General features: G+C 39.2%; 19 protein-coding genes and 1 pseudogene. 6 read left to right on the forward strand and 14 right to left on the reverse strand.

Annotated elements, in window-relative coordinates; all coding sequences use genetic code 11:
• Positions 1-31: 31 nt before the first annotated feature.
• Genes WA249_RS03575 through WA249_RS03590 form a run of 4 tightly spaced genes read right to left on the reverse strand, consistent with a single transcriptional unit; the run spans position 32 to position 2972 of the window.
• Positions 32-592 carry a Maf-like protein gene (locus WA249_RS03575; protein WP_336166508.1) on the reverse strand — a complete coding sequence of 187 codons (561 nt, stop codon included), beginning with the start codon at positions 590-592 and terminating at the stop codon, positions 32-34.
• Entirely contained in the window at positions 580-1071 is a 492-nt protein-coding gene (gene mreD, locus WA249_RS03580; protein ID WP_336166509.1) for a rod shape-determining protein MreD, read from the reverse strand. The genes WA249_RS03575 and mreD overlap by 13 nt, the downstream gene beginning before the upstream one ends.
• Positions 1058-1915: a rod shape-determining protein MreC gene (gene mreC / locus WA249_RS03585; protein ID WP_336166510.1), complete on the reverse strand. Its 858-nt coding sequence runs from the start codon at positions 1913-1915 to the stop codon at positions 1058-1060. Before mreC ends, mreD begins: the two co-directional genes overlap by 14 nt.
• 16 nt (positions 1916-1931) lie before the next feature.
• A complete protein-coding gene (locus WA249_RS03590) occupies positions 1932-2972 on the reverse strand; it encodes a rod shape-determining protein (protein WP_003655325.1) in 1041 nt (346 codons plus the stop codon).
• A 133-nt stretch (positions 2973-3105) separates the two neighbouring features.
• Here WA249_RS03590 and gatC point away from each other — a divergent pair, with 133 nt between their 5' ends.
• From gatC to gatB, 3 genes are read left to right on the forward strand one after another with little or no spacing between them, the layout of a single operon-like run.
• The gene (gatC, locus tag WA249_RS03595) at positions 3106-3420 is read left to right on the forward strand and encodes an Asp-tRNA(Asn)/Glu-tRNA(Gln) amidotransferase subunit GatC (protein ID WP_000107699.1); all 315 of its coding nucleotides are present in this window, start codon (positions 3106-3108) and stop codon (positions 3418-3420) included.
• A gap of 53 nt (positions 3421-3473) precedes the next feature.
• A complete protein-coding gene (gene gatA, locus WA249_RS03600; RefSeq protein WP_336166511.1) occupies positions 3474-4952 on the forward strand; it encodes an Asp-tRNA(Asn)/Glu-tRNA(Gln) amidotransferase subunit GatA in 1479 nt (492 codons plus the stop codon).
• Entirely contained in the window at positions 4952-6421 is a 1470-nt protein-coding gene (gene gatB, locus WA249_RS03605; protein WP_336166512.1) for an Asp-tRNA(Asn)/Glu-tRNA(Gln) amidotransferase subunit GatB, read from the forward strand. The genes gatA and gatB overlap by 1 nt, the downstream gene beginning before the upstream one ends.
• A gap of 43 nt (positions 6422-6464) precedes the next feature.
• Here gatB and WA249_RS03610 read toward each other — a convergent pair whose 3' ends face one another.
• Entirely contained in the window at positions 6465-7403 is a 939-nt protein-coding gene (locus WA249_RS03610) for an STM4504/CBY_0614 family protein (protein ID WP_336166513.1), read from the reverse strand.
• A gap of 181 nt (positions 7404-7584) precedes the next feature.
• Here WA249_RS03610 and WA249_RS03615 point away from each other — a divergent pair.
• Positions 7585-7851 (forward strand): annotated as a pseudogene (locus WA249_RS03615) (hypothetical protein); the annotation flags it as partial.
• A 170-nt stretch (positions 7852-8021) separates the two neighbouring features.
• Positions 8022-8600 carry a DJ-1/PfpI family protein gene (locus WA249_RS03620; RefSeq protein ID WP_336166514.1) on the forward strand — a complete coding sequence of 193 codons (579 nt, stop codon included), beginning with the start codon at positions 8022-8024 and terminating at the stop codon, positions 8598-8600.
• Between the two features lie 79 nt (positions 8601-8679).
• Here the strand turns inward: WA249_RS03620 and WA249_RS03625 are convergent, their stop codons facing one another.
• The 3 genes from WA249_RS03625 to WA249_RS03635 all read right to left on the reverse strand — a co-directional run bounded on the left by WA249_RS03625 (position 8680) and on the right by WA249_RS03635 (position 11180).
• Complete coding sequence (locus WA249_RS03625) at positions 8680-9198, reverse strand: hypothetical protein (RefSeq protein ID WP_336166515.1); 519 nt, start codon at positions 9196-9198, stop codon at positions 8680-8682.
• Positions 9199-9308: 110 nt separating this feature from the next.
• A complete protein-coding gene (locus WA249_RS03630) occupies positions 9309-10079 on the reverse strand; it encodes a hypothetical protein (RefSeq protein ID WP_336166516.1) in 771 nt (256 codons plus the stop codon).
• A gap of 39 nt (positions 10080-10118) precedes the next feature.
• Positions 10119-11180: a DUF1176 domain-containing protein gene (locus WA249_RS03635; RefSeq protein ID WP_336166517.1), complete on the reverse strand. Its 1062-nt coding sequence runs from the start codon at positions 11178-11180 to the stop codon at positions 10119-10121.
• A gap of 125 nt (positions 11181-11305) precedes the next feature.
• Here WA249_RS03635 and WA249_RS03640 point away from each other — a divergent pair, with 125 nt between their 5' ends.
• A complete protein-coding gene (locus tag WA249_RS03640; protein WP_336166518.1) occupies positions 11306-12055 on the forward strand; it encodes a DUF4850 domain-containing protein in 750 nt (249 codons plus the stop codon).
• Between the two features lie 41 nt (positions 12056-12096).
• Here WA249_RS03640 and sbmA read toward each other — a convergent pair whose 3' ends face one another.
• The 6 genes from sbmA to WA249_RS03670 all read right to left on the reverse strand — a co-directional run bounded on the left by sbmA (position 12097) and on the right by WA249_RS03670 (position 18218).
• Positions 12097-13293: a peptide antibiotic transporter SbmA gene (sbmA, locus tag WA249_RS03645; protein WP_336166519.1), complete on the reverse strand. Its 1197-nt coding sequence runs from the start codon at positions 13291-13293 to the stop codon at positions 12097-12099.
• A gap of 237 nt (positions 13294-13530) precedes the next feature.
• Positions 13531-14766, reverse strand: coding sequence for a threonine ammonia-lyase (locus WA249_RS03650; RefSeq protein ID WP_336166520.1), 1236 nt, complete (start codon positions 14764-14766; stop codon positions 13531-13533).
• A 203-nt stretch (positions 14767-14969) separates the two neighbouring features.
• A complete protein-coding gene (locus WA249_RS03655) occupies positions 14970-15944 on the reverse strand; it encodes a patatin-like phospholipase family protein (RefSeq protein WP_336166521.1) in 975 nt (324 codons plus the stop codon).
• Between the two features lie 169 nt (positions 15945-16113).
• The gene (locus WA249_RS03660) at positions 16114-17589 is read right to left on the reverse strand and encodes an alanine/glycine:cation symporter family protein (RefSeq protein WP_336166522.1); all 1476 of its coding nucleotides are present in this window, start codon (positions 17587-17589) and stop codon (positions 16114-16116) included.
• A gap of 99 nt (positions 17590-17688) precedes the next feature.
• Entirely contained in the window at positions 17689-17856 is a 168-nt protein-coding gene (locus WA249_RS03665; RefSeq protein ID WP_336166523.1) for a hypothetical protein, read from the reverse strand.
• Between the two features lie 158 nt (positions 17857-18014).
• The gene (locus WA249_RS03670; RefSeq protein ID WP_336166524.1) at positions 18015-18218 is read right to left on the reverse strand and encodes a hypothetical protein; all 204 of its coding nucleotides are present in this window, start codon (positions 18216-18218) and stop codon (positions 18015-18017) included.
• Between the last annotated feature and the right edge of the window lie 31 nt (positions 18219-18249).

The following is an 18249-nucleotide window of genomic DNA, read 5'->3' on the forward strand; positions in this document are numbered from 1 at the left end:
ATGCTATTCAATCAAGAATGATAACAACCTCTTATGTCTTTACTCTTTTTAATAACTGTGCAAATTCGTATAAAGGAAGTCCTACCACATTACTATAACTTCCTTGAATTTGGGGAATATATTGAGAAGCAATTCCTTGAATTGCGTATCCACCGGCCTTCCCCACAGGCTCACCTGTAGTCCAATAATCTTCCATATCTTGCATAGTCAGATGCTGGAATTCGACTTGTGTTTGCACCACCTGACTTAACATTTGTTGTTGCGTAGCAATACATAATCCAGAAAACACATCATGCCAACGTCCAGATAATTGTTTCCAGATTTCAAAGGCATGATTTTTCGATTCAGGCTTACCAATAATTTGACCGTCAAGCCCAAGACTTGTATCAGCAGCAATAACAATTGCTTCTGGAAAAAGGCTCAATACAGTTTGTGCTTTTTCTCTAGCTAAACGTTCAACATAGCGATGAACCAGCTCATTTTCATGTACTGACTCATCAATATCTGGACTGTAGATTTCAAAATCTAAACCCAGTTGTTGCAATAGCTCCTTCCGACGAGGAGAGCTAGATGCTAAAACTATATGCGCCATTTTGCCAAACAATAATAGACCACTGGCCAAGTGATAATACTTGTCATCAATGGTTGCCAATGTCTAGCAATCGAAAAATGAATTCCGCCCATAGTCTGGGTTACCCACATAAATGCTAAATGAGCAATAATGACTAGAGTTGCAATGGTCCATATATTAACGAAAGTTAAAATACGGCGCTCCCGAATTAAAAAGCGAGTAAGAAAAGTTATAATTACAAAGCTTAAGGCATTAAGACCTAAAGGAGCATCCAGCAATAAGTCTGCAAAAATCCCCATTCCAAATGCAAACCAGACCCCACACCATGTTGGCTGACATACCACCCAAAACAGCGTAATCATCAACATGAATAATGGGCGCCAACCTGAAATATCATAGGACAGCGGATAAACCATAAGTACAGAACCCACAATAACAGAGATAATTATTCCCCATAGTGGATCTTGGCGCTTTTCTCGCTTCAGTTTAGCGATTGGCATATGGCTGCTCCTTCGCTAATGAATCAGAGAAAAGTATAACTACATGATGTCCTGTTGCTAATTGAGCTGCTGGTGTAACATCAATTTCTGCAAACTCACCTGAATTATGGCGTCTTATTTTAGCGACTGTACCCACTGCATACCCTGCTGGGAAATGTTCACCCAAACCTGAGCTAAACACTTTATCACCCACTTGAATATTCGCACTCGTCGGGACATATTCCATTTTTAAACGGCCTAAATCACCCGTACCAGAAACAATCGCTCGCATTCCCGTACGTTCGAGACGGACTGAGAGTGAATGTTCTTTATCTGATAACAACATTACACGTGAGCTATGAGGATATACATTAATGATCTGCCCCATAATCCCCTTATCATCCAGAACCGTTTGACCAACTTTTAGATGATCCATAGAGCCACGGTTAACAATGATGATATGACGCAATGGATCTGCATCTGTCCCAATCACTTCGGCAATCTCCATACGTCCATCAATAATTAATGGGGTATCAAGAAGACCTCGCAAACGGGTATTTTCAGCTGACAGTTCAGAAAGCTTCTGTAAGCGGACTTGAGCTTGTAAAAGCTCAGCCTGCATCGCAGTGTTTTCACGACGCAGTTGTGCTTCAGATTTTGTTTGTTGATTCAGCCATTCTCTCGACAGTACTGGATAACTAGCCAATGCATAAATTGGGTTATATGCAGCGTACAAGACATCCCTTGCTGGCTGAATTACATACGGCATGCGCCAATCAAAAAACAGCACCACCAAGCATGTAATGACCGCAATAATGAACGAGCGGAAAGATGGCGGCTGTCTTGAAAAAATATTCGGTTGCACCGCCTAATCCTTAAACTTAACCAACAAAAAGCATGTCATGGTTAGGATTGTCAAAGAATTCCAATACTTTACCACCACCACGGGTAACACAAGTAAGGGGATCTTCAGCAACCATAACAGGTAAACCAGTTTCTTGAGCTAATAATTTATCGAGGTTACGAAGTAATGCACCACCACCTGTCAATACAATACCGCGCTCGGCAATATCAGAAGAAAGTTCTGGAGGAGTTTGCTCAAGTGCTGATTTCACTGCGCTTACAATGTTTTGTAATGGATCAGAGATTGCTTGAGTAATTTCGTCAGAAGTTACAGTAATTGCACGAGGCACACCTTCTGCAAGGTTACGTCCACGTACTTCAATTTCTAATGTTGTGCCATCAGAAACGGCCATACCTACTTCTTTTTTAATGATTTCTGCTGTGGTTTCACCAATTACGCAACCATGCGCTTTACGAACATAATTAATGATTTGCTCATCAAAAACGTCGCCGCCGATGCGTAAAGAGTCAGCATAGACACAACCTTGCAATGAAATAATTGCAATTTCAGTTGTACCACCACCAACATCCACAACCATAGAACCACACGCCTGTTCAACTGGCATACCTGCGCCAATTGCAGCAGCCATAGGCTCTTCAATCAAACGTACGTCACGGGCACCAGCATTAAATACTGCTTCGCGAATTGCACGACGCTCGACCAAAGTTGATTTACATGGTACACATACAACCACACGAGGTGCAGGTGGGAACAAACGTTTTTCGTGAACTTTACCAATAAACTGATTTAACATGGTTTCAGTCACTTCAAAATCCGCAATTACACCGTCTTTCATTGGACGAATTGCAGAAATATTCGCAGGTGTACGGCCTAACATTTGCTTAGCATCTAGCCCTACAGCAGCAACAATTTTTTGTGAACCACTGTGACGAATTGCCACAACTGTTGGTTCATTTAATATAATGCCGCGGCCTGGTGCATAAATAAGTGTATTTGCAGTACCTAAATCAATGGCTAGATCCGGCGAAAACAAGCCAATTAGTCGTTTTAGAATCACGGTTCGTTCTCAGTTAAACTTTCATGTGGATGCAAGGTGGCAACTTTAAACTAAATGTGATGATTTGAACAAGTCAATCGCTTATTATAACGCACGATATTTTGAAAATTTTTAATACTGATTAGGTGATGTTATGTCTACATCGGATGCACAGCATTCAGCAGATTTAAATGCACAAACAGTTTCAGCAATCGCCAATCTTGCTCGATTGTCGCTCAATGATACGCAATCTGCTGAATATGCTCAAAGTCTAAATAAAATTTTAGGCATGATGGAAACCTTAAAAGGCATTGATACTGAAGGCGTAGAACCTTTAAAAAGTCCTTTTGATAATCCTCAACCTTTACGTGCTGATGTGGTAACGGAAAGCAATCATCGAGATGAATACCAAGCAGTTGCACCTGCAACTCAAGATGGTTTGTATCTTGTTCCTCGCGTGATTGAATAACTTTTACTCAATTACCCCATCTTCCCTATTTTGAATGTAAAGAAATTTTACTCATGACTGATTTACATCGCTTATCAATTCGTGAACTTGCTGAGGGCTTAAGCCAAGCGAAGTTTTCATCTCGCGAACTGACTGAACATTATTTGCAACGTATTGCTAAAATTGACCCACTGGTAAAAAGCTATGTGACGGTTACACCTGAACAGGCGCTCGCGGAAGCTGACGCTGCGGATGCTGCTTTAAAAGCAGGTAATGCAACTGCTCTAACGGGTATCCCACTTGCTCATAAAGATATTTTTTGTACCAAAGGCATTAAAACAACTGCTGGTTCAAAAATTCTTGATAACTTCATCTCTCCTTACGATGCAACTGTTGTTGAAAAAACTAAAGCTGCTGGTCTTGTCACTTTAGGTAAAGTGAACATGGATGAGTTTGCGATGGGTTCAACTTCAGAAAGCTCATATGTTGGTGCAACCAGCAACCCATGGGCACTTGACCGTGTTCCTGGTGGTTCATCTGGTGGCTCTGCTGCTGCTGTAGCTGCTGATTTAGCGCCTTTTGCAACGGGTACTGACACAGGTGGTTCAATTCGCCAACCTGCTTCTTTCTGCGGTTTAACGGGCCTAAAACCAACCTATGGTCGTGTGTCTCGTTTCGGGATCATTGCTTACGCATCATCTTTAGATCAAGCGGGTCCAATGGCACGCTCTGCTGAAGACTGTGCTTACCTGATGAATGTAATTGCAGGTCACGATGCAAAAGACTCAACATCTGTTAAAAAAGAAGTTGATGACTACGTTGCGAACTTAAACAACACATCTGTAAAAGGTTTACGCATTGGTATTCCTAAACAATACTTTAACGTTGTTGGTTTAGATGCTGACGTAAAAGCTCGTGTTGAAGAGTCTTTGAAAAAGCTTGAAGAAATGGGTGCAACGCTTGTTGAGATCGATCTCAACATGACTGAGGCTTATGTACCAACGTATTACCTCATCGCGCCAGCAGAAGCATCTTCTAACTTGTCTCGTTATGACGGTGTTCGTTACGGTCACCGCTGTGAAAACCCAGCCGACTTAATGGATCTTTACAAGCGTTCACGTTCAGAAGGTTTTGGTCCAGAAGTTCAACGCCGTATCTTAATTGGTACCTATGCACTCTCTGCGGGCTATTACGATGCTTACTATGTGAAAGCTCAAAAAGTTCGTCGTTTAATTCAACAAGACTTCTTAAAAGCATTTGAAAATGTAGACGTGATTGCTGCTCCTTCTGCACCAACGACTGCTTATAAAATTGGTGCAAACTTAAGTCCAACTGAAATGTATTTAGGCGATATCTATACACTTGCAGTGAACTTAGCAGGCTTACCAGCAATTAATGCTCCTGTTGGTTTTGATAAACACAGCTTACCTGTAGGCTTACAATTAATTGGTAACTACTGGTCAGAATCACAATTGTTGTCGATTGTTCATCAATACCAACAAAACACCGATTTCCATACTCAACGTGCGGCAATTGCTGAGGAGAATGCATAATGGCTGAAGCTCAAAAGTTGAAATTGATTGACGGTTGGGAAGTCGTTATTGGTATCGAGATTCATACTCAGCTTGCAACCAATTCTAAAATTTTCTCTGGTTCATCAACTGAATTTGGTCAAGACCCAAATACTCAAGCCAGCCTTGTCGACTTGGCAATGCCGGGTGTGTTGCCTGTTTTAAATGAAAAAGTAGTTGATCTTGCTATCCGCTTTGGTTTGGGTATCGATGCATACATCGACCAAGCATCTGTGTTTGCACGTAAAAACTACTTCTACCCTGACTCGCCAAAAGGCTATCAAATTAGCCAAATGGATAACCCAATTGTGGGCTTGGGTCACATCGACATTCAGCTTGAAGATGGTACGACTAAACGCATTGGCGTAACTCGTGCTCACCTTGAAGAAGATGCCGGTAAATCGATTCATGACCAATTTGAAGGCATGTCTGGCATTGACTTAAACCGTGCTGGCACACCTTTACTTGAAATTGTTTCTGAGCCAGACATGCGTTCGGTTGAAGAAGCAGTGGCATATATCAAATCAATTCACACCCTTGTGCGTTGGTTAGGTATTTCCGACGGTAACATGGCTGAAGGTTCATTCCGTGCGGACTGTAACGTATCTTTACGTCGTCCGGGACAACCGTTTGGTACGCGCTGTGAGCTTAAAAACCTCAACTCATTCCGTTTCATTGAACAAGCAATCAATGTTGAAATTGAACGCCAAATGGAAATTTTGGAATACGGTGGAAGCATCGACCAAGAAACTCGTTTGTTCGATCCAAATAAAATGGAAACACGTTCAATGCGTTCGAAAGAAGAAGCGAATGATTACCGCTACTTCCCAGATCCAGACTTGTTACCAGTGATTATTGCAGATGAGCAAATTGAAGCCGCTCGCGCTGCACTTCCAGAGCTTCCTGCTGCACGCCGTGCACGCTTTATCGCAGACTTTGGTGTAACTGAGTACGATGCACATGTACTTACGCTTTCACGCGAAATGGCAGACTTCTTTGAAGCTGTTGTGGCTGCTGCGGGCGGTGCTGCACAAGGTAAGGTATCGGCAAACTGGGTAATGGGCGAATTCTCAGGTGCGTTAAATAAAGCTAACCTAGATTTGGCTGACTCACCTGTTTCTGCTGAACAGCTTGGCGGCATGATTGCTCGTATTGTTGATAACACCATTAGCGGTAAGATTGCAAAACAAGTCTTTGGCTTTATGTGGGAATCGGAAGGTAAATCTGCCGATGACATTATTGCGGAAAAAGGCTTAAAGCAAGAAACTGATACTGGTGCAATTGAAGCAATTATTAAAGAAGTACTTGCAGCCAATGAAAAAATGGTTGAAGAGTACAAGTCTGGTAAAGAAAAAGCCTTTAACGGTCTTGTAGGTCAAGTCATGAAAGCTTCTAAGGGTAAAGCTAACCCTGCTCAAGTAAATGAATTAATGAAAAAACTGATTGGTTAAGCTAATTCAATTTTTAGAAAAACCCGCTTTAGAGCGGGTTTTTTTATAAATTTTCTTCAGCTTCAACTAAAAATAATATTGTTGATGCAGTCATATTTATTGCATATTCGACAATATAGCGTGGTATTTCTTTTTCAACAGCCCCCGCGCCATGCCCACTTAACTTATTTCTAGCAGTTGGCACCCCACTTTCTAATAAAGTTTTTAAAGAAGTGAACTTACTTTCCCAAAATAATGGAATTAATTTTTTTTCAAAACAAACTTTAATTAATGTACTGGCAGTTGCTGTACTTTTAATATTCCATCCTTGTTTATCACAAATAATACGCATCGTGCTTTCAAATGCTTTTAAACACTCGTTTAAAGCTTCATGATTTTTACCATTTCGATAGTGCTCATGTGCCTTATGAAATTCAGAACTAGCCCCTTTAAATCTCTTTCTAGATAAAATTTCTAAAGAAGGTTTAATAATTTCAGAATGTGTAAAAGTATTATCTCTTCGAATAATCTGTCCTTCAACAAATTGATATCCCAACGCATGCTCATCAAAACGATAATTCAGCTCATCTATGGCATGTTTATTAATACTATCAAAACCACAATACTGAACTCTATCCTCATACTCTTCACTTTTTGCAATATTATTAGCAACTCTAAAAGCCAATTCAATATAGTCCATTGTTTTGTCAATATTCTTTTCAGACAGAAAGCCATTAATAAACTCTGAATGATAGCCGTAATTATCATGTTTATAAATTTGATGTAGATAATAAACCCCAAAATTTCTTGCCAAACACTTAACTAGATCTTGATAAATATTTTCTATTTGTAAAATCTCATATAATCTCTCTCCTCTTTCCCCGAATAAATCCTTAAAAATATAAGTAACTTGTACACGAAATTGATCCGGTAGGTTGTTGTATAAATATACCTCTGTTTCTTTTTTTTGTTTATTCCTTTTAGAAAACAATTCTAAAAACATATTTACTCCAAACACATATAACTTGCTTTAGCTAATTTTAGCTTACAGTATATAAGACCATCTAATTTTAATAAATTATAAATATTACAATCCATCCAGCTAAAAAAGTTTTTATATATTATGTATCCTCTCTTCCAAATAGAGAGTGTAGAATTCTTAGAAGTTAAATAACGTCATAAATAAGCATGCAGTCATTCAAGATAGTAGCACTATGTGTTTTGGCAATACTGGCGTTGGCTACTATATTGTTTCACAGCAAAAAGATGGAAAATGGAAAAAAATATTTAGCGACTCTGGCATCCCCACCTTTTTGAAAACTGAAGGTAAAGATGGTTGGCCTGATATTGAAAATGGGGGTCCAGGCTTCTGTTTTGCTGTTTATCGATGGAATGGTAAGGAATACGTCTTTAACCGTCGTGAATATCAAGGTAAAGCTTGTGAGTTATAAAAAATAGACCTGATAAAACTAAAAAGCCTCGATTTATCGGGGCTTTTTTATATCCTCTATGAAACATCCTTCGACTAAAGAATGGACTTTTTCCTAAAGAATTACTCAATGACTGTGCTAATTTAAATTAAGAATTTAGATAACTTATATTTTTAAAAGAGAGATAAATCATGTCTAAAAATATTTTAATGTTAGTCGGTGACTATGCCGAAGACTATGAAACCATGGTTCCCTTTCAGTTCTTAACTGGCTTAGGTTATACCGTGCATGCCGTTTGCCCAAATAAAAAGAACGGCGACCATATTGCAACGGCTATTCATGATTTTGAAGGCGAGCAAACTTATAGCGAAAAACGTGGCCACAACTTCGCGATTAACTTTGATTTTGATGCCGTTAATACTGAAGACTATGTAGGTCTCGTTATTCCGGGTGGTCGAGCACCAGAGTACTTACGTATGAATGAACGTGTTATCGAAATTGTGCGTGAGTTTGATCGAGTGAAAAAACCAATTGCAGCCGTATGCCATGGCGCTCAGTTACTCGCAGCTGCAGATGTATTACAAGGTCGCCTCTGCTCAGCTTATCCAGCATGTGCTGCCGAAGTAAAATTGGCAGGTGGACAATATGCAGATATTGCTGTGACTGAAGCAGTTACAGATGGTCATTTGGTGACAGCACCTGCTTGGCCTGCACATCCAGCTTGGTTAGCACAATTTGTGAAAGTTTTAGGCGCTAAGATTACTCTCTAAATAGATCTCTTCATCCCAATTAAAATAAAGCCTGCTGATTAAATAGCAGGCTTTATTACGAAAATAGAAAACTAGATTTTTATCTCGTAATTCCCAACTTATTCCAAATTTCTGGTGTTAAAAACGTTGTTACTAATTTATTTAAGTCGATATAGCGCAATGTACCCTGCAACTGCTGTTTAACTGCGGGATCTTTAACAATATCTTCGCCCGCACTTTGGCCTAACTGCTGGAAAGCCTCCCCAACTGCCTTCACACCTTCAGCCTGAATCACAGCTTTAGTTTGGGTAGAACATTGCTCCACAATTACACGCTGTAAAACCTGCGCCAGTTTTTGATCTAACTGATTTTTTTGCTCAGGCGTGACATTACTAAATGCTTTTAAATCAGGATGGGCAGCTAAAGCCGTAAATGTCCATTGAAGTACAGTGGTCTTATCTGAAGCAGTTGTAGCCTTAACTAAACAGTCACTTAACTGATCAACGGTTGGACCAGCTATCGCAATTTGTGTTGTACCCAGTACAGCAACTGCCATACAAACTGAACGGCTCAAATGTGAAAACTTACGGCGGGCAATCGCATAAACTTGACGTGACATAGGTCTAGCTCCAATAAACAATCTGTTCTTTGTATCACAGAGCTAGTGGTGTTACCTGTTATGACTCTGTAAATCGTCTAATTCTTCAAATTAATCAACTGATTTAATCCTTAGCCCATTCCGGCATAATTCCATGCTTCTGAAATATTTGGCTGTTCTGGTGCTTTATTTAAATCAATATTTAAGTTTCTACTGCCATTATATGATTTCTCACCTGAATCTGAGGCAGGTGATACGCTTAAACTATAACGATAGCGGAATTGCCACAACATAGGTTTAATTGGTCGAATATCTAGACTGAGACTATCTTCATCATGGCATTTGCCTTTAGAACTTTTATAATCCTGTTCAGAAAAACATGCCCGAATCATCCTACTAAAACTAAATGGATAGTTCGCAATAAATTGATGTGTCGTTCCAGAATCTGTTAACTCATAAAAACTAGCTCGCTCAATATTTGCACCACCTCCTGAGTACATTTCAGAAAATGAATCGATTACTGCAATTGCATAACCATTTAGGGCCATGGGAAAAAGCTTAGGAAAGATAAACTGCCCATCAGATGTACCCTCTTTTTGAGTAGAGAGATTTACATGCCACTGTTTCGATAGTTTAAGTCCCATTGGAGAATTACTAAATCGAATAATATCGCTACCTGACAAAAGCCATAACTGCTGATCTACTGTTTTTAAAAACCGCCATTGGTCCGGATGTTCACAAAGATTTTTAACTTGTATGCAAAGTTGTTCCTGCTCATTCTGACTTAATTGTGTTTTTTTAAACTCTAAAATATCTAAAGGTGCGGCAAAAGCAGGCTGAGCAAAACAAGCAAACATTCCTGCTGCAACTAAGAAAGCTATCTCCATTTTACTTTTAATCATTTTTTCTTTTCCTAATGATCTTTCTTGTCAAACATGTGGTTATTTCATAATAGCTTCAATTCGAACAAGATCCCACACCCCACCTGCTGCTAGGCCTTTGCACATGCCCGTCCACGTATCTTGAGTGTGTACAAAACTCTTGCCATCCCACACCCACTCTTCACTTGCCCAACAATCGCCTATGCCTCTCCCTTTTTGAGCACTACTAATAATACCGCTATCGAAATCAGAAGCTGTCTCTGTCACAAACGTTGCTTTACCAGTCAAAGACTCATCGAGTACCCATGCCCCATACCCTTCGTTATAAGCACCTCTCCAACACAACGTAGTCGCCAAAACTTTCTTATTGGTTAGTTTATACAACTCGATTTTTTGTGGTTCAGCTCCATCACTACTACCATAGATTCCTTCACAAAAGTCTTCTTTAGGATTCGGATTAGCTGCCATCAAGCTACGGTGTATTGCTTGATACTGCTTGCTTTTCGGTTGTAGCGTTAAATAAGGTTTAGCTGTAGTTTTAATGCGTTTAACAAGTAGTTTTGGCTCAGGCATAAGTACTTTAGTTTCATTGGCACCACCCTTTTTAACCAAAGCACCAACAGTCCCAATACGTTTCTGAAAATCATCCATTTTTAATAACACAGCCGTCATTCCTGCATCGGAAATTTTCCATTCATGCTGAGCATTTTTAAATACAATTTCAGTTTTCTGTTTAGACTGCTGTAATACAGCGTTGACTTGTGAATTATTCAATTTACCCATCAATGGCAAATCGGTACCATCTATAGTCACAGTGCCTAAATCTTTGCCATTTACATAAAAGTGAATATTTTTAAGCTGATTGGCTGGCAAACTTTGCTCATAGTCTGATAAAGCAAATTCAGCTTGCACAGCTTGTTTTGGCCCTGCTTTACGCACTAATAGCAGCGACGCTGGATTATCACCATTTTCTTCATTTTGATACCCTGCGGCCTTACATGCTCCAGTATTGCTACAAGAGATTTCCCACTCTTGGTGCGAAAATGAAATACCCTTTATGTCTTGAGCAAAACTATAAGAACTCATCACTGCCAAACAGCAAATTGAAAGTATATTTTTCATTATTTCATATCTCTACATGTCTGTTTTTCTTATTAAGTTAAAAACAGTTTAAAATTTTGAGTTAGCATCTAGTTTAAAAGAATATGCTAGATTTATATAAAATTTAAACTGATTACTTTCCAACAATGAAAAAACTGAATTTTTTATTATCTACCGCATTAGTCAGTCTAACTTCAACTGCTTATGCAGAAGTAAAAAGCTTTACACCTCATTTCCCCAAGTTTTATAGCTCTGCTGCCACCCGCAAAGCGGATAATCAATTCTATGCTCTAGGAGAGGCAAAGTTTTTAAACGGCGTTACCGTACCGTTTTATGGTGTCACGGCGCAAAGCCCAACAGAGAATGGCTTACTTAAAGATTTTGAAGCATGTACAGTTAAAACTTGCCGTTTTAATTTTAAACTCGATGCACAACATGCCAAGCAACTCAAGCTTCTTGCATTACCCGAAACAGGTTTAGTGCTCGTTCCTAGAGACTGGCAAGATGTGCAAGCAAATGCAGGCGCTAACGGGACTGGTTTTGCTTTAGCAATAAGTCCAGATCAAAAACAAGTAATAAAGCTTTATGACTCTTCTTTTTGCGTTGGCTGTGGACTACCAAATGCAACGCTCTACTTTCCTGAGCTATTAAAAGAAAGTCTCGAAAATGAGTATGGTGGATTTAAAGATCCAAAAAAACTCATTAATATTGTTCATCCTTCTAAAAAAGTGGCTTTTTTTAGTTACCAAATTCCGCAAGTGAATAATAAAACACATGGTATTGCTAAATATGATGATGAAGACACTTTCAACTATAAAGAAATTCAAGTCACCTTAGATAAATCTCAGCAGTCTTTAGTAGGTCCTATTCTCAATTTTTACAACTCAACTCATTAAATATTTGCACCTATAAAAAACCCGCTTTCGCGGGTTTTCTTTTATTTATGTAGTATCGATTCAAAAGCTTTTAAACGCTTATAAATCGAAAGTAGTTCAATAATTGTTTTCCATGAACTAATTAAATATTGGAAAGATTCACGTACACGTCCAAACACATTTGCAATTTGTTGAATTAAACCTAATGTAAGTTTACCAGCAGCAATTGATGGGAAAAGAACAACTAAGTTATATAAAATATCAAGTTGACCGTACCAAATCGCTGTCATATTAAAATAGGCATAATGGAAATAGAGACGGAAGTAGTTTTTCCGTACATTACTAAATAATTCACGCAAGGTAGCAGGTTTTGCACGGTCTGCATGATCTTCGCCATAGACCAACTCCTTACGATACGCAGCCTCTACTTTTTGATTGTTAAATTGTAAGCCTGGTAACTTTACACCTACGACCATTAACAGAACAGTTCCGAAAATTGACCAGACTATTGCCGCCCAAACTAAAGAATGATCTAACTCTCCAATAAGGGGTAATGTAGGAACGTATTTAGATAGATGAAATAAAATAGGTAAAAACGCAATCAATGTAATGATTGCTTTCACCAGCTCAACACCTAAATCTTCCAAAATAGTTGCAAAGCGCATCGTATCTTCTTGCACACGTTGTGAGGCACCTTCTACATGACGCAGCTTTTCCCAATGTTCTGTGTAGTATTCATTCATTGCCGTACGCCAACGAAATACATAATGACTGGTAAAAAAAGCATTAATCACGGCTAGAGTTACAGCCACCATTGCAATATAAAGAAACACTAAGGTCTCACTATAAAGTGCCGAAACATTTCCCCCGCCGCTAGAAAGCATTTTTTGAATTAAATCCCAAAATGGTACATACCATGCATTAATCGCAACACTGACCTGAACGCTGAACCAGATATTAAATAAAATAAATGCAGAGCCCCATATAGACCAACGTTGCCATGGATTATTAGAAATTATCTTCCAAAAACCAGCAAAAAGAGCAGTAGAGACTAAAAACCAGAGATAGAACCATAAAAATGCAGGTGACCAAAAACGGCTTACCCCAATAGGCAACTCAGCATCTGCATAACCACGAGGAAAGCCTAAATACTCTCCCCAGTGATCTCCCCCCGTATACCAGAGCACCATATTTAGCGCGAGCCAAATAACTACAGATATAAAAAAATACCGTGGTGATGGAAAGAATGATTTGAACATTGAGCGTGGATATCCTTATATTTCTTCAAATTTACAATGGAAGGAATACTAAAACCTAAACCTTAAAATTGTGAAGGGCAAAGTTTAGAGAATTGTCAATTTTTCCCATTTCATTGAAGGATTTGATCGTTTTTTTGTAAATTCATCCCTTTTTGGCAATTTAATCCATTTAAATTACCTTGTATATGACTCTCGATAGAGCCATATACGGCTTTTATAACACAGCAATATCAGAGATTAAATCTCTTCTTTACGCACAATATAGCCTTCCAACTGCATTGCCTGAATGAGCAAATCTAGATCCGAAGCGCTTTTAAGCTCAACATCAACACTCACTGCACTTTCTTTGGCGCGGCTGGTTGCAGCAAAGCGCTCATGACGCAATTCATAAATATTACCGCCCTGCTCAGCAATAATTGCTGTTAAACGGGCCAAAGCACCTGGGTTATCTGGCAATTCAACACGAATACGGACCATTCGACCTGTACGCGTTAAATGACGTTGCAATACAGAGACCATAACGCGTGTATCAATATTGCCACCAGACAGCACTACACCCAATTTATGACCTAAAAAGAGATCAGGACGAGACATAATTGCTGCAATACCTGTCGCACCAGCCCCTTCACATACTGTTTTCTCAATATTAAGTAACAGCGCAATTGCCTCTTCAATCATGTCTTCTGTGACAACAACAATGTCATCAACATATTCTTTAGCAACTTGAGTCGTAAGCTCACCCGGAGTTTTTACCGCAATACCTTCTGCAACTGTAGAGCCCATTGAAACGGCATGCTGATAATTACAGAGGAGTTTCGCCATACTTGGATATACAACCGATTGCACCCCAATTATTTTAATTTTAGGGTTTATAGCTTTAGCAGCAATCGCAATACCAGAAATTAGACCACCACCACCAATTGGCACAACTAAAATATCTAGTTCAGGCACAGCTGCAAGCATTTCGAGTGCAATGGTCCCCTGACCTGCAATAATTTCTGCATCATCGAATGGATGGATAATCGTTAAAGATTCTTCTTGTGCTAAACGATGCATTTCAGCAGCAGCTTCTGAAAAATCCTGTCCATGCAAAATAACGCGTGCGCCGTATTCACGTACTCGCTGTACCTTAACATTTGGCGTCGTCTTCGGCATCACAATAGTTGCTGTTACCCCTGTGCGTTGAGCATGATACGCTACGCCTTGCGCATGATTGCCTGCCGAAGCTGCAATAACACCATGTTGTTTTTCTTGGTCAGATAAACACAACAGTTTATTCAGTGCACCCCGTTCTTTAAAAGAAGCTGTAAATTGTAAGTTTTCAAATTTCAGCCACATCTCAGCCCCTAAGGTTTTAGAAATGGTTTCTGAGAAAACAAAAGGAGTTTTTACGACTAAACCTTCCAAACGCTCTGCGGCAGCATGAACATCATCTAATGTTGGAAACCCATTTTTAACCTGTTGCTGTATCATTTATCTAGTCAGCCTCAATACATTACAAATCAATTATTTTTAAAAAATGACATCAATATTTATATTGGTCATCAGAGCTTTCAGCATATCCAACATATACCTAATATACAAAAATTTTTATTCCAAAAATTAAGGATTTAAACTCACATAAAAAAAAGCCCTACTCAGGCTTTTTATTTAACTTTCAAAAGATTAACCTTAAATTATTTGTTTTGTGCACTTAGCCCTTCAGTAGACATATTCTGTTCAGCTATTTTTTCATCAATAGCAAACTGAATATCGGAAAGTTTGGCATTGGCTGCATCGATGCCCGATTTCATAGTAGCTTCACGGCCTTTCACATCAAAAATATGCGCTTTTTCTCTTAAATCTGGCTGAATAACAACATCCGCATATTGTAATTCTTCTGCTGCTAAACGACCTTGCATAATATTAATATTCTGGTTAAACAGTCCCCAGACATTCGATGTTTCTGTGTAAATCGGCTGAGCTAAAATATCAACAGCAATAATCACATCTGCACCTAAGTCACGAGCCACTTCAACTGGTACGGGGCTGACTAAACCACCATCTACATATTCAGATTTGCCAATTTTGGTGGGTATAAACATGCTCGGAATTGAAGCAGATGCCCTAACAGCTTGCCCCGTATTACCGTAGTTAAATACGGTTTTAGTACCATGCTTTAATTCAGTTGCAACCACATACATTGGGATTTTCATTTTTTCGAGTGGCATGTTGTTTACTTGCTGGTTAACATAGTTTTCTACTTTTTTACCATCAAAAAAACCTTTTAGTCCGATACTAATATCACGCACATCGCCAGCTTTCATTTTTAAAGCGGTATCACGCAATTCAGCAGGACTTTTACCACTGGCATAAATTGCCCCAACAATACTACCAGCACTGGTACCTACAATAAAATCAGGACGAATACCATGTTGTTCCAAAACCTCAATCACACCGATATGAGCATAACCTCGTGCTCCACCGCTCCCCAATACGAGCGCAACAACAGGACGCTTTTGCTGTTTTTTAATTCGTGCAAATGGTTGATCAACAGAGCGAGCATAAGCCTCCGTTGTTTGCGGTTTTAGAGCAGCAGACAAGTGTGTGGTGGTCTGGCATCCTGCCAACACCATAGAGAGTCCGAGAACCCACAATTTAAGCTGTTTCATGGCCTATCTTCGCACTATGAGGTTTAAGTTCGGATTGCAATTTTAGTTGCTAGTTTCGTGAAAAGCTGTATCGAATTTATTTAATTTGTCATGTTTAAAATTTAGACTCAAGTATTTTATCTGTCCCCCTATGAAAAAGGCCCCTTATTTATAAGAGGCCTTTTTTAACTTACCAGATATCTGAATCGACTTTTTTCTTCAATTCCGGATATTTATCAATTTTAAACTCAGGCTCTTTAATGCCTTTTTTCAATTGTTCACGGTAATCTTTCAACAATGTGCGTGCCATCGGTGTTAACAGTAAAATTGCAATCAAGTTAATGGTTGCCATGATACCCATAAACAAGTCGGCCATAGACCAAACGAGTGGAACACTACCAATTGCACCGAAGTACACCATCACCAATACAAAAATTCGGAAGATGAACATGACTTTCGGATTGTTATTAATAAACTGTACATTACCTTCTGCATAGGCATAGTTACCTAGTACAGCTGAATAACAGAATAAGAATAATAAAACAGCAAGGAAGTCTGATCCCCAATGTCCCACTTGAGTTTCTAAAGCACGTTGTGTTAATTCAACACCGACAAAACCTGCATCTTGATAAACGCCAGAAACCAAAATAATGATTGCGGTACTTGTACATACAATAAAAGTATCTACAAATACACCGAGCATTTGTACCAAACCTTGGTTTACAGGATGTTTTACATCAGACGCAGCAGCTGCGTTTGGTGCAGAACCCATACCAGCTTCGTTAGAGAATAAACCACGCTTAATCCCTTGCATCATTGCCATTGACACTGCCGCACCAAAGAAACCACCTGCTGCAGACTTAAAATTGAAAGCATCGGTTACAATCAGCTTTAAAATATCAGGCAAAATTGCATAGTTACTGATTGCAATATAAAGAGCAACAGATAGATAAAGACCTGCTTTTAAAGGTACAAACATCTCTGCAAATTTAGCGATACGCTTAATACCACCAAAAATTGCCAATGCCACTAAAACTACAAGAGCAAGGCCAACCCATGAAATTTCTAGATCAATGCCACCTAAATGAGCAATAAAATTAGCTTTGTCCCAACCCCAAGCATGTGAAGATGCATTAGCAATCGCATTGATTTGAACTGAGTTGAATACAAAACCGTAGGTAAAGATCAATGCAAGTGCGAAGACCACACCAAAGGTTTTGCTACGTAAACCTTGAGTAATATAGTAGGCTGGTCCACCGCGGAACTGCTTAGTCTTACTATCTCTAACTTTAAATAATTGAGCAAGCGTAGACTCAATGAAAGCTGAGCTCATACCAAGAATAGCAGTAACCCACATCCAGAACACTGCACCGGGACCACCAATTGCGATAGCGATTGCTACACCAGCAATATTACCTACCCCAACACGGCTCGCGAGGCCAGTTACAAACGCCTGAAAAGGTGTAAGACCATGCTCATCTGCGCCTTCGGTACGACTGCTTTTCATCACTCGGATACTTTGCAGGAACATGCGAATTTGCACACCTCCTGTTAAGACCGTATAAAAAACACCTACAGCCAGCAAGAAAATAACCAAAAAGTCCCATAAAGGGTCATTAAAAAATTTTACCCACGACATTAGTGTGGCATTGAGTTGTTCATTCATACTCGGTCCGCTTACGTTCCTTGCTAATGTGCTAAGAGCACATGCCAAAATACTGCAATAAACAAAAAAGCCCCTAGAAACCGGGACTTTTCAGTAAATTCAAGAAAAAACTTTTAATGTCAATTGAATAGCAATTATCGTCACAAGTTTAAGCAACATCATGCCCAACACTAAGCCTTTGAAGGTTACATGAGAGAAAGCGCCCTTCAGATAAAATAATATCATTGCGCTACTGAACTTTTCCGCTTTCGGAAAAACAGTATGCATCGACTCAGCTACAAACTTGGAAACTAACAAATGACCACCGCTAAATAAACTCGTCTAATGATTCCCATCAATCAAGCGAGTTATACAAAATCTGGATTTAAGCCAATAAGCATATTTACATATACTTTTGAGCAAATGTCTAAACTTGGATATAAATTTCAAAGACTGTAACGAGCCATCGCCATAACGCGACTATCTGCGCCCTTTTCTCCATGATCAAAGAAGAGTGCGTTTAGACCTGTACTAAGCTGTTGTATTTTTTGTGGCTCAGTAGCTGCTTGAGTTACGTTCATTTCCATGGTTGCAATGGTAATCGCCAATCCTTGTTTCATGAACTGCTTGTTGATGAGTGATAGACTCATGTAAAGCTCCTATACCTCGTGTATTTCTCCA

Source organism: Acinetobacter sp. 161(2023) (assembly GCF_037027805.1).
Classification (GTDB): Bacteria; Pseudomonadota; Gammaproteobacteria; order Pseudomonadales; family Moraxellaceae; genus Acinetobacter.

What these genes read in the sequence shown, in the direction of transcription:
- WA249_RS03620 (WP_336166514.1), top strand. Translation starts at nt 8,022, where the DNA reads ATGTCTAAAAATATTTTAATGTTAGTCGGTGACTATGCCGAAGACTAT.
- gatA (WP_336166511.1), top strand. Translation starts at nt 3,474, where the DNA reads ATGACTGATTTACATCGCTTATCAATTCGTGAACTTGCTGAGGGCTTA.
- WA249_RS03630 (WP_336166516.1), bottom strand. Translation starts at nt 10,079, where the DNA reads ATGATTAAAAGTAAAATGGAGATAGCTTTCTTAGTTGCAGCAGGAATG.
- WA249_RS03655 (WP_336166521.1), bottom strand. Translation starts at nt 15,944, where the DNA reads ATGAAACAGCTTAAATTGTGGGTTCTCGGACTCTCTATGGTGTTGGCA.
- WA249_RS03665 (WP_336166523.1), bottom strand. Translation starts at nt 17,856, where the DNA reads ATGCATACTGTTTTTCCGAAAGCGGAAAAGTTCAGTAGCGCAATGATA.
- WA249_RS03650 (WP_336166520.1), bottom strand. Translation starts at nt 14,766, where the DNA reads ATGATACAGCAACAGGTTAAAAATGGGTTTCCAACATTAGATGATGTT.
- WA249_RS03625 (WP_336166515.1), bottom strand. Translation starts at nt 9,198, where the DNA reads ATGTCACGTCAAGTTTATGCGATTGCCCGCCGTAAGTTTTCACATTTG.
- mreD (WP_336166509.1), bottom strand. Translation starts at nt 1,071, where the DNA reads ATGCCAATCGCTAAACTGAAGCGAGAAAAGCGCCAAGATCCACTATGG.
- WA249_RS03610 (WP_336166513.1), bottom strand. Translation starts at nt 7,403, where the DNA reads ATGTTTTTAGAATTGTTTTCTAAAAGGAATAAACAAAAAAAAGAAACA.
- WA249_RS03640 (WP_336166518.1), top strand. Translation starts at nt 11,306, where the DNA reads ATGAAAAAACTGAATTTTTTATTATCTACCGCATTAGTCAGTCTAACT.
- sbmA (WP_336166519.1), bottom strand. Translation starts at nt 13,293, where the DNA reads ATGTTCAAATCATTCTTTCCATCACCACGGTATTTTTTTATATCTGTA.
- WA249_RS03635 (WP_336166517.1), bottom strand. Translation starts at nt 11,180, where the DNA reads ATGAAAAATATACTTTCAATTTGCTGTTTGGCAGTGATGAGTTCTTAT.
- gatC (WP_000107699.1), top strand. Translation starts at nt 3,106, where the DNA reads ATGTCTACATCGGATGCACAGCATTCAGCAGATTTAAATGCACAAACA.
- gatB (WP_336166512.1), top strand. Translation starts at nt 4,952, where the DNA reads ATGGCTGAAGCTCAAAAGTTGAAATTGATTGACGGTTGGGAAGTCGTT.
- WA249_RS03660 (WP_336166522.1), bottom strand. Translation starts at nt 17,589, where the DNA reads ATGAATGAACAACTCAATGCCACACTAATGTCGTGGGTAAAATTTTTT.
- WA249_RS03670 (WP_336166524.1), bottom strand. Translation starts at nt 18,218, where the DNA reads ATGAGTCTATCACTCATCAACAAGCAGTTCATGAAACAAGGATTGGCG.
- WA249_RS03575 (WP_336166508.1), bottom strand. Translation starts at nt 592, where the DNA reads ATGGCGCATATAGTTTTAGCATCTAGCTCTCCTCGTCGGAAGGAGCTA.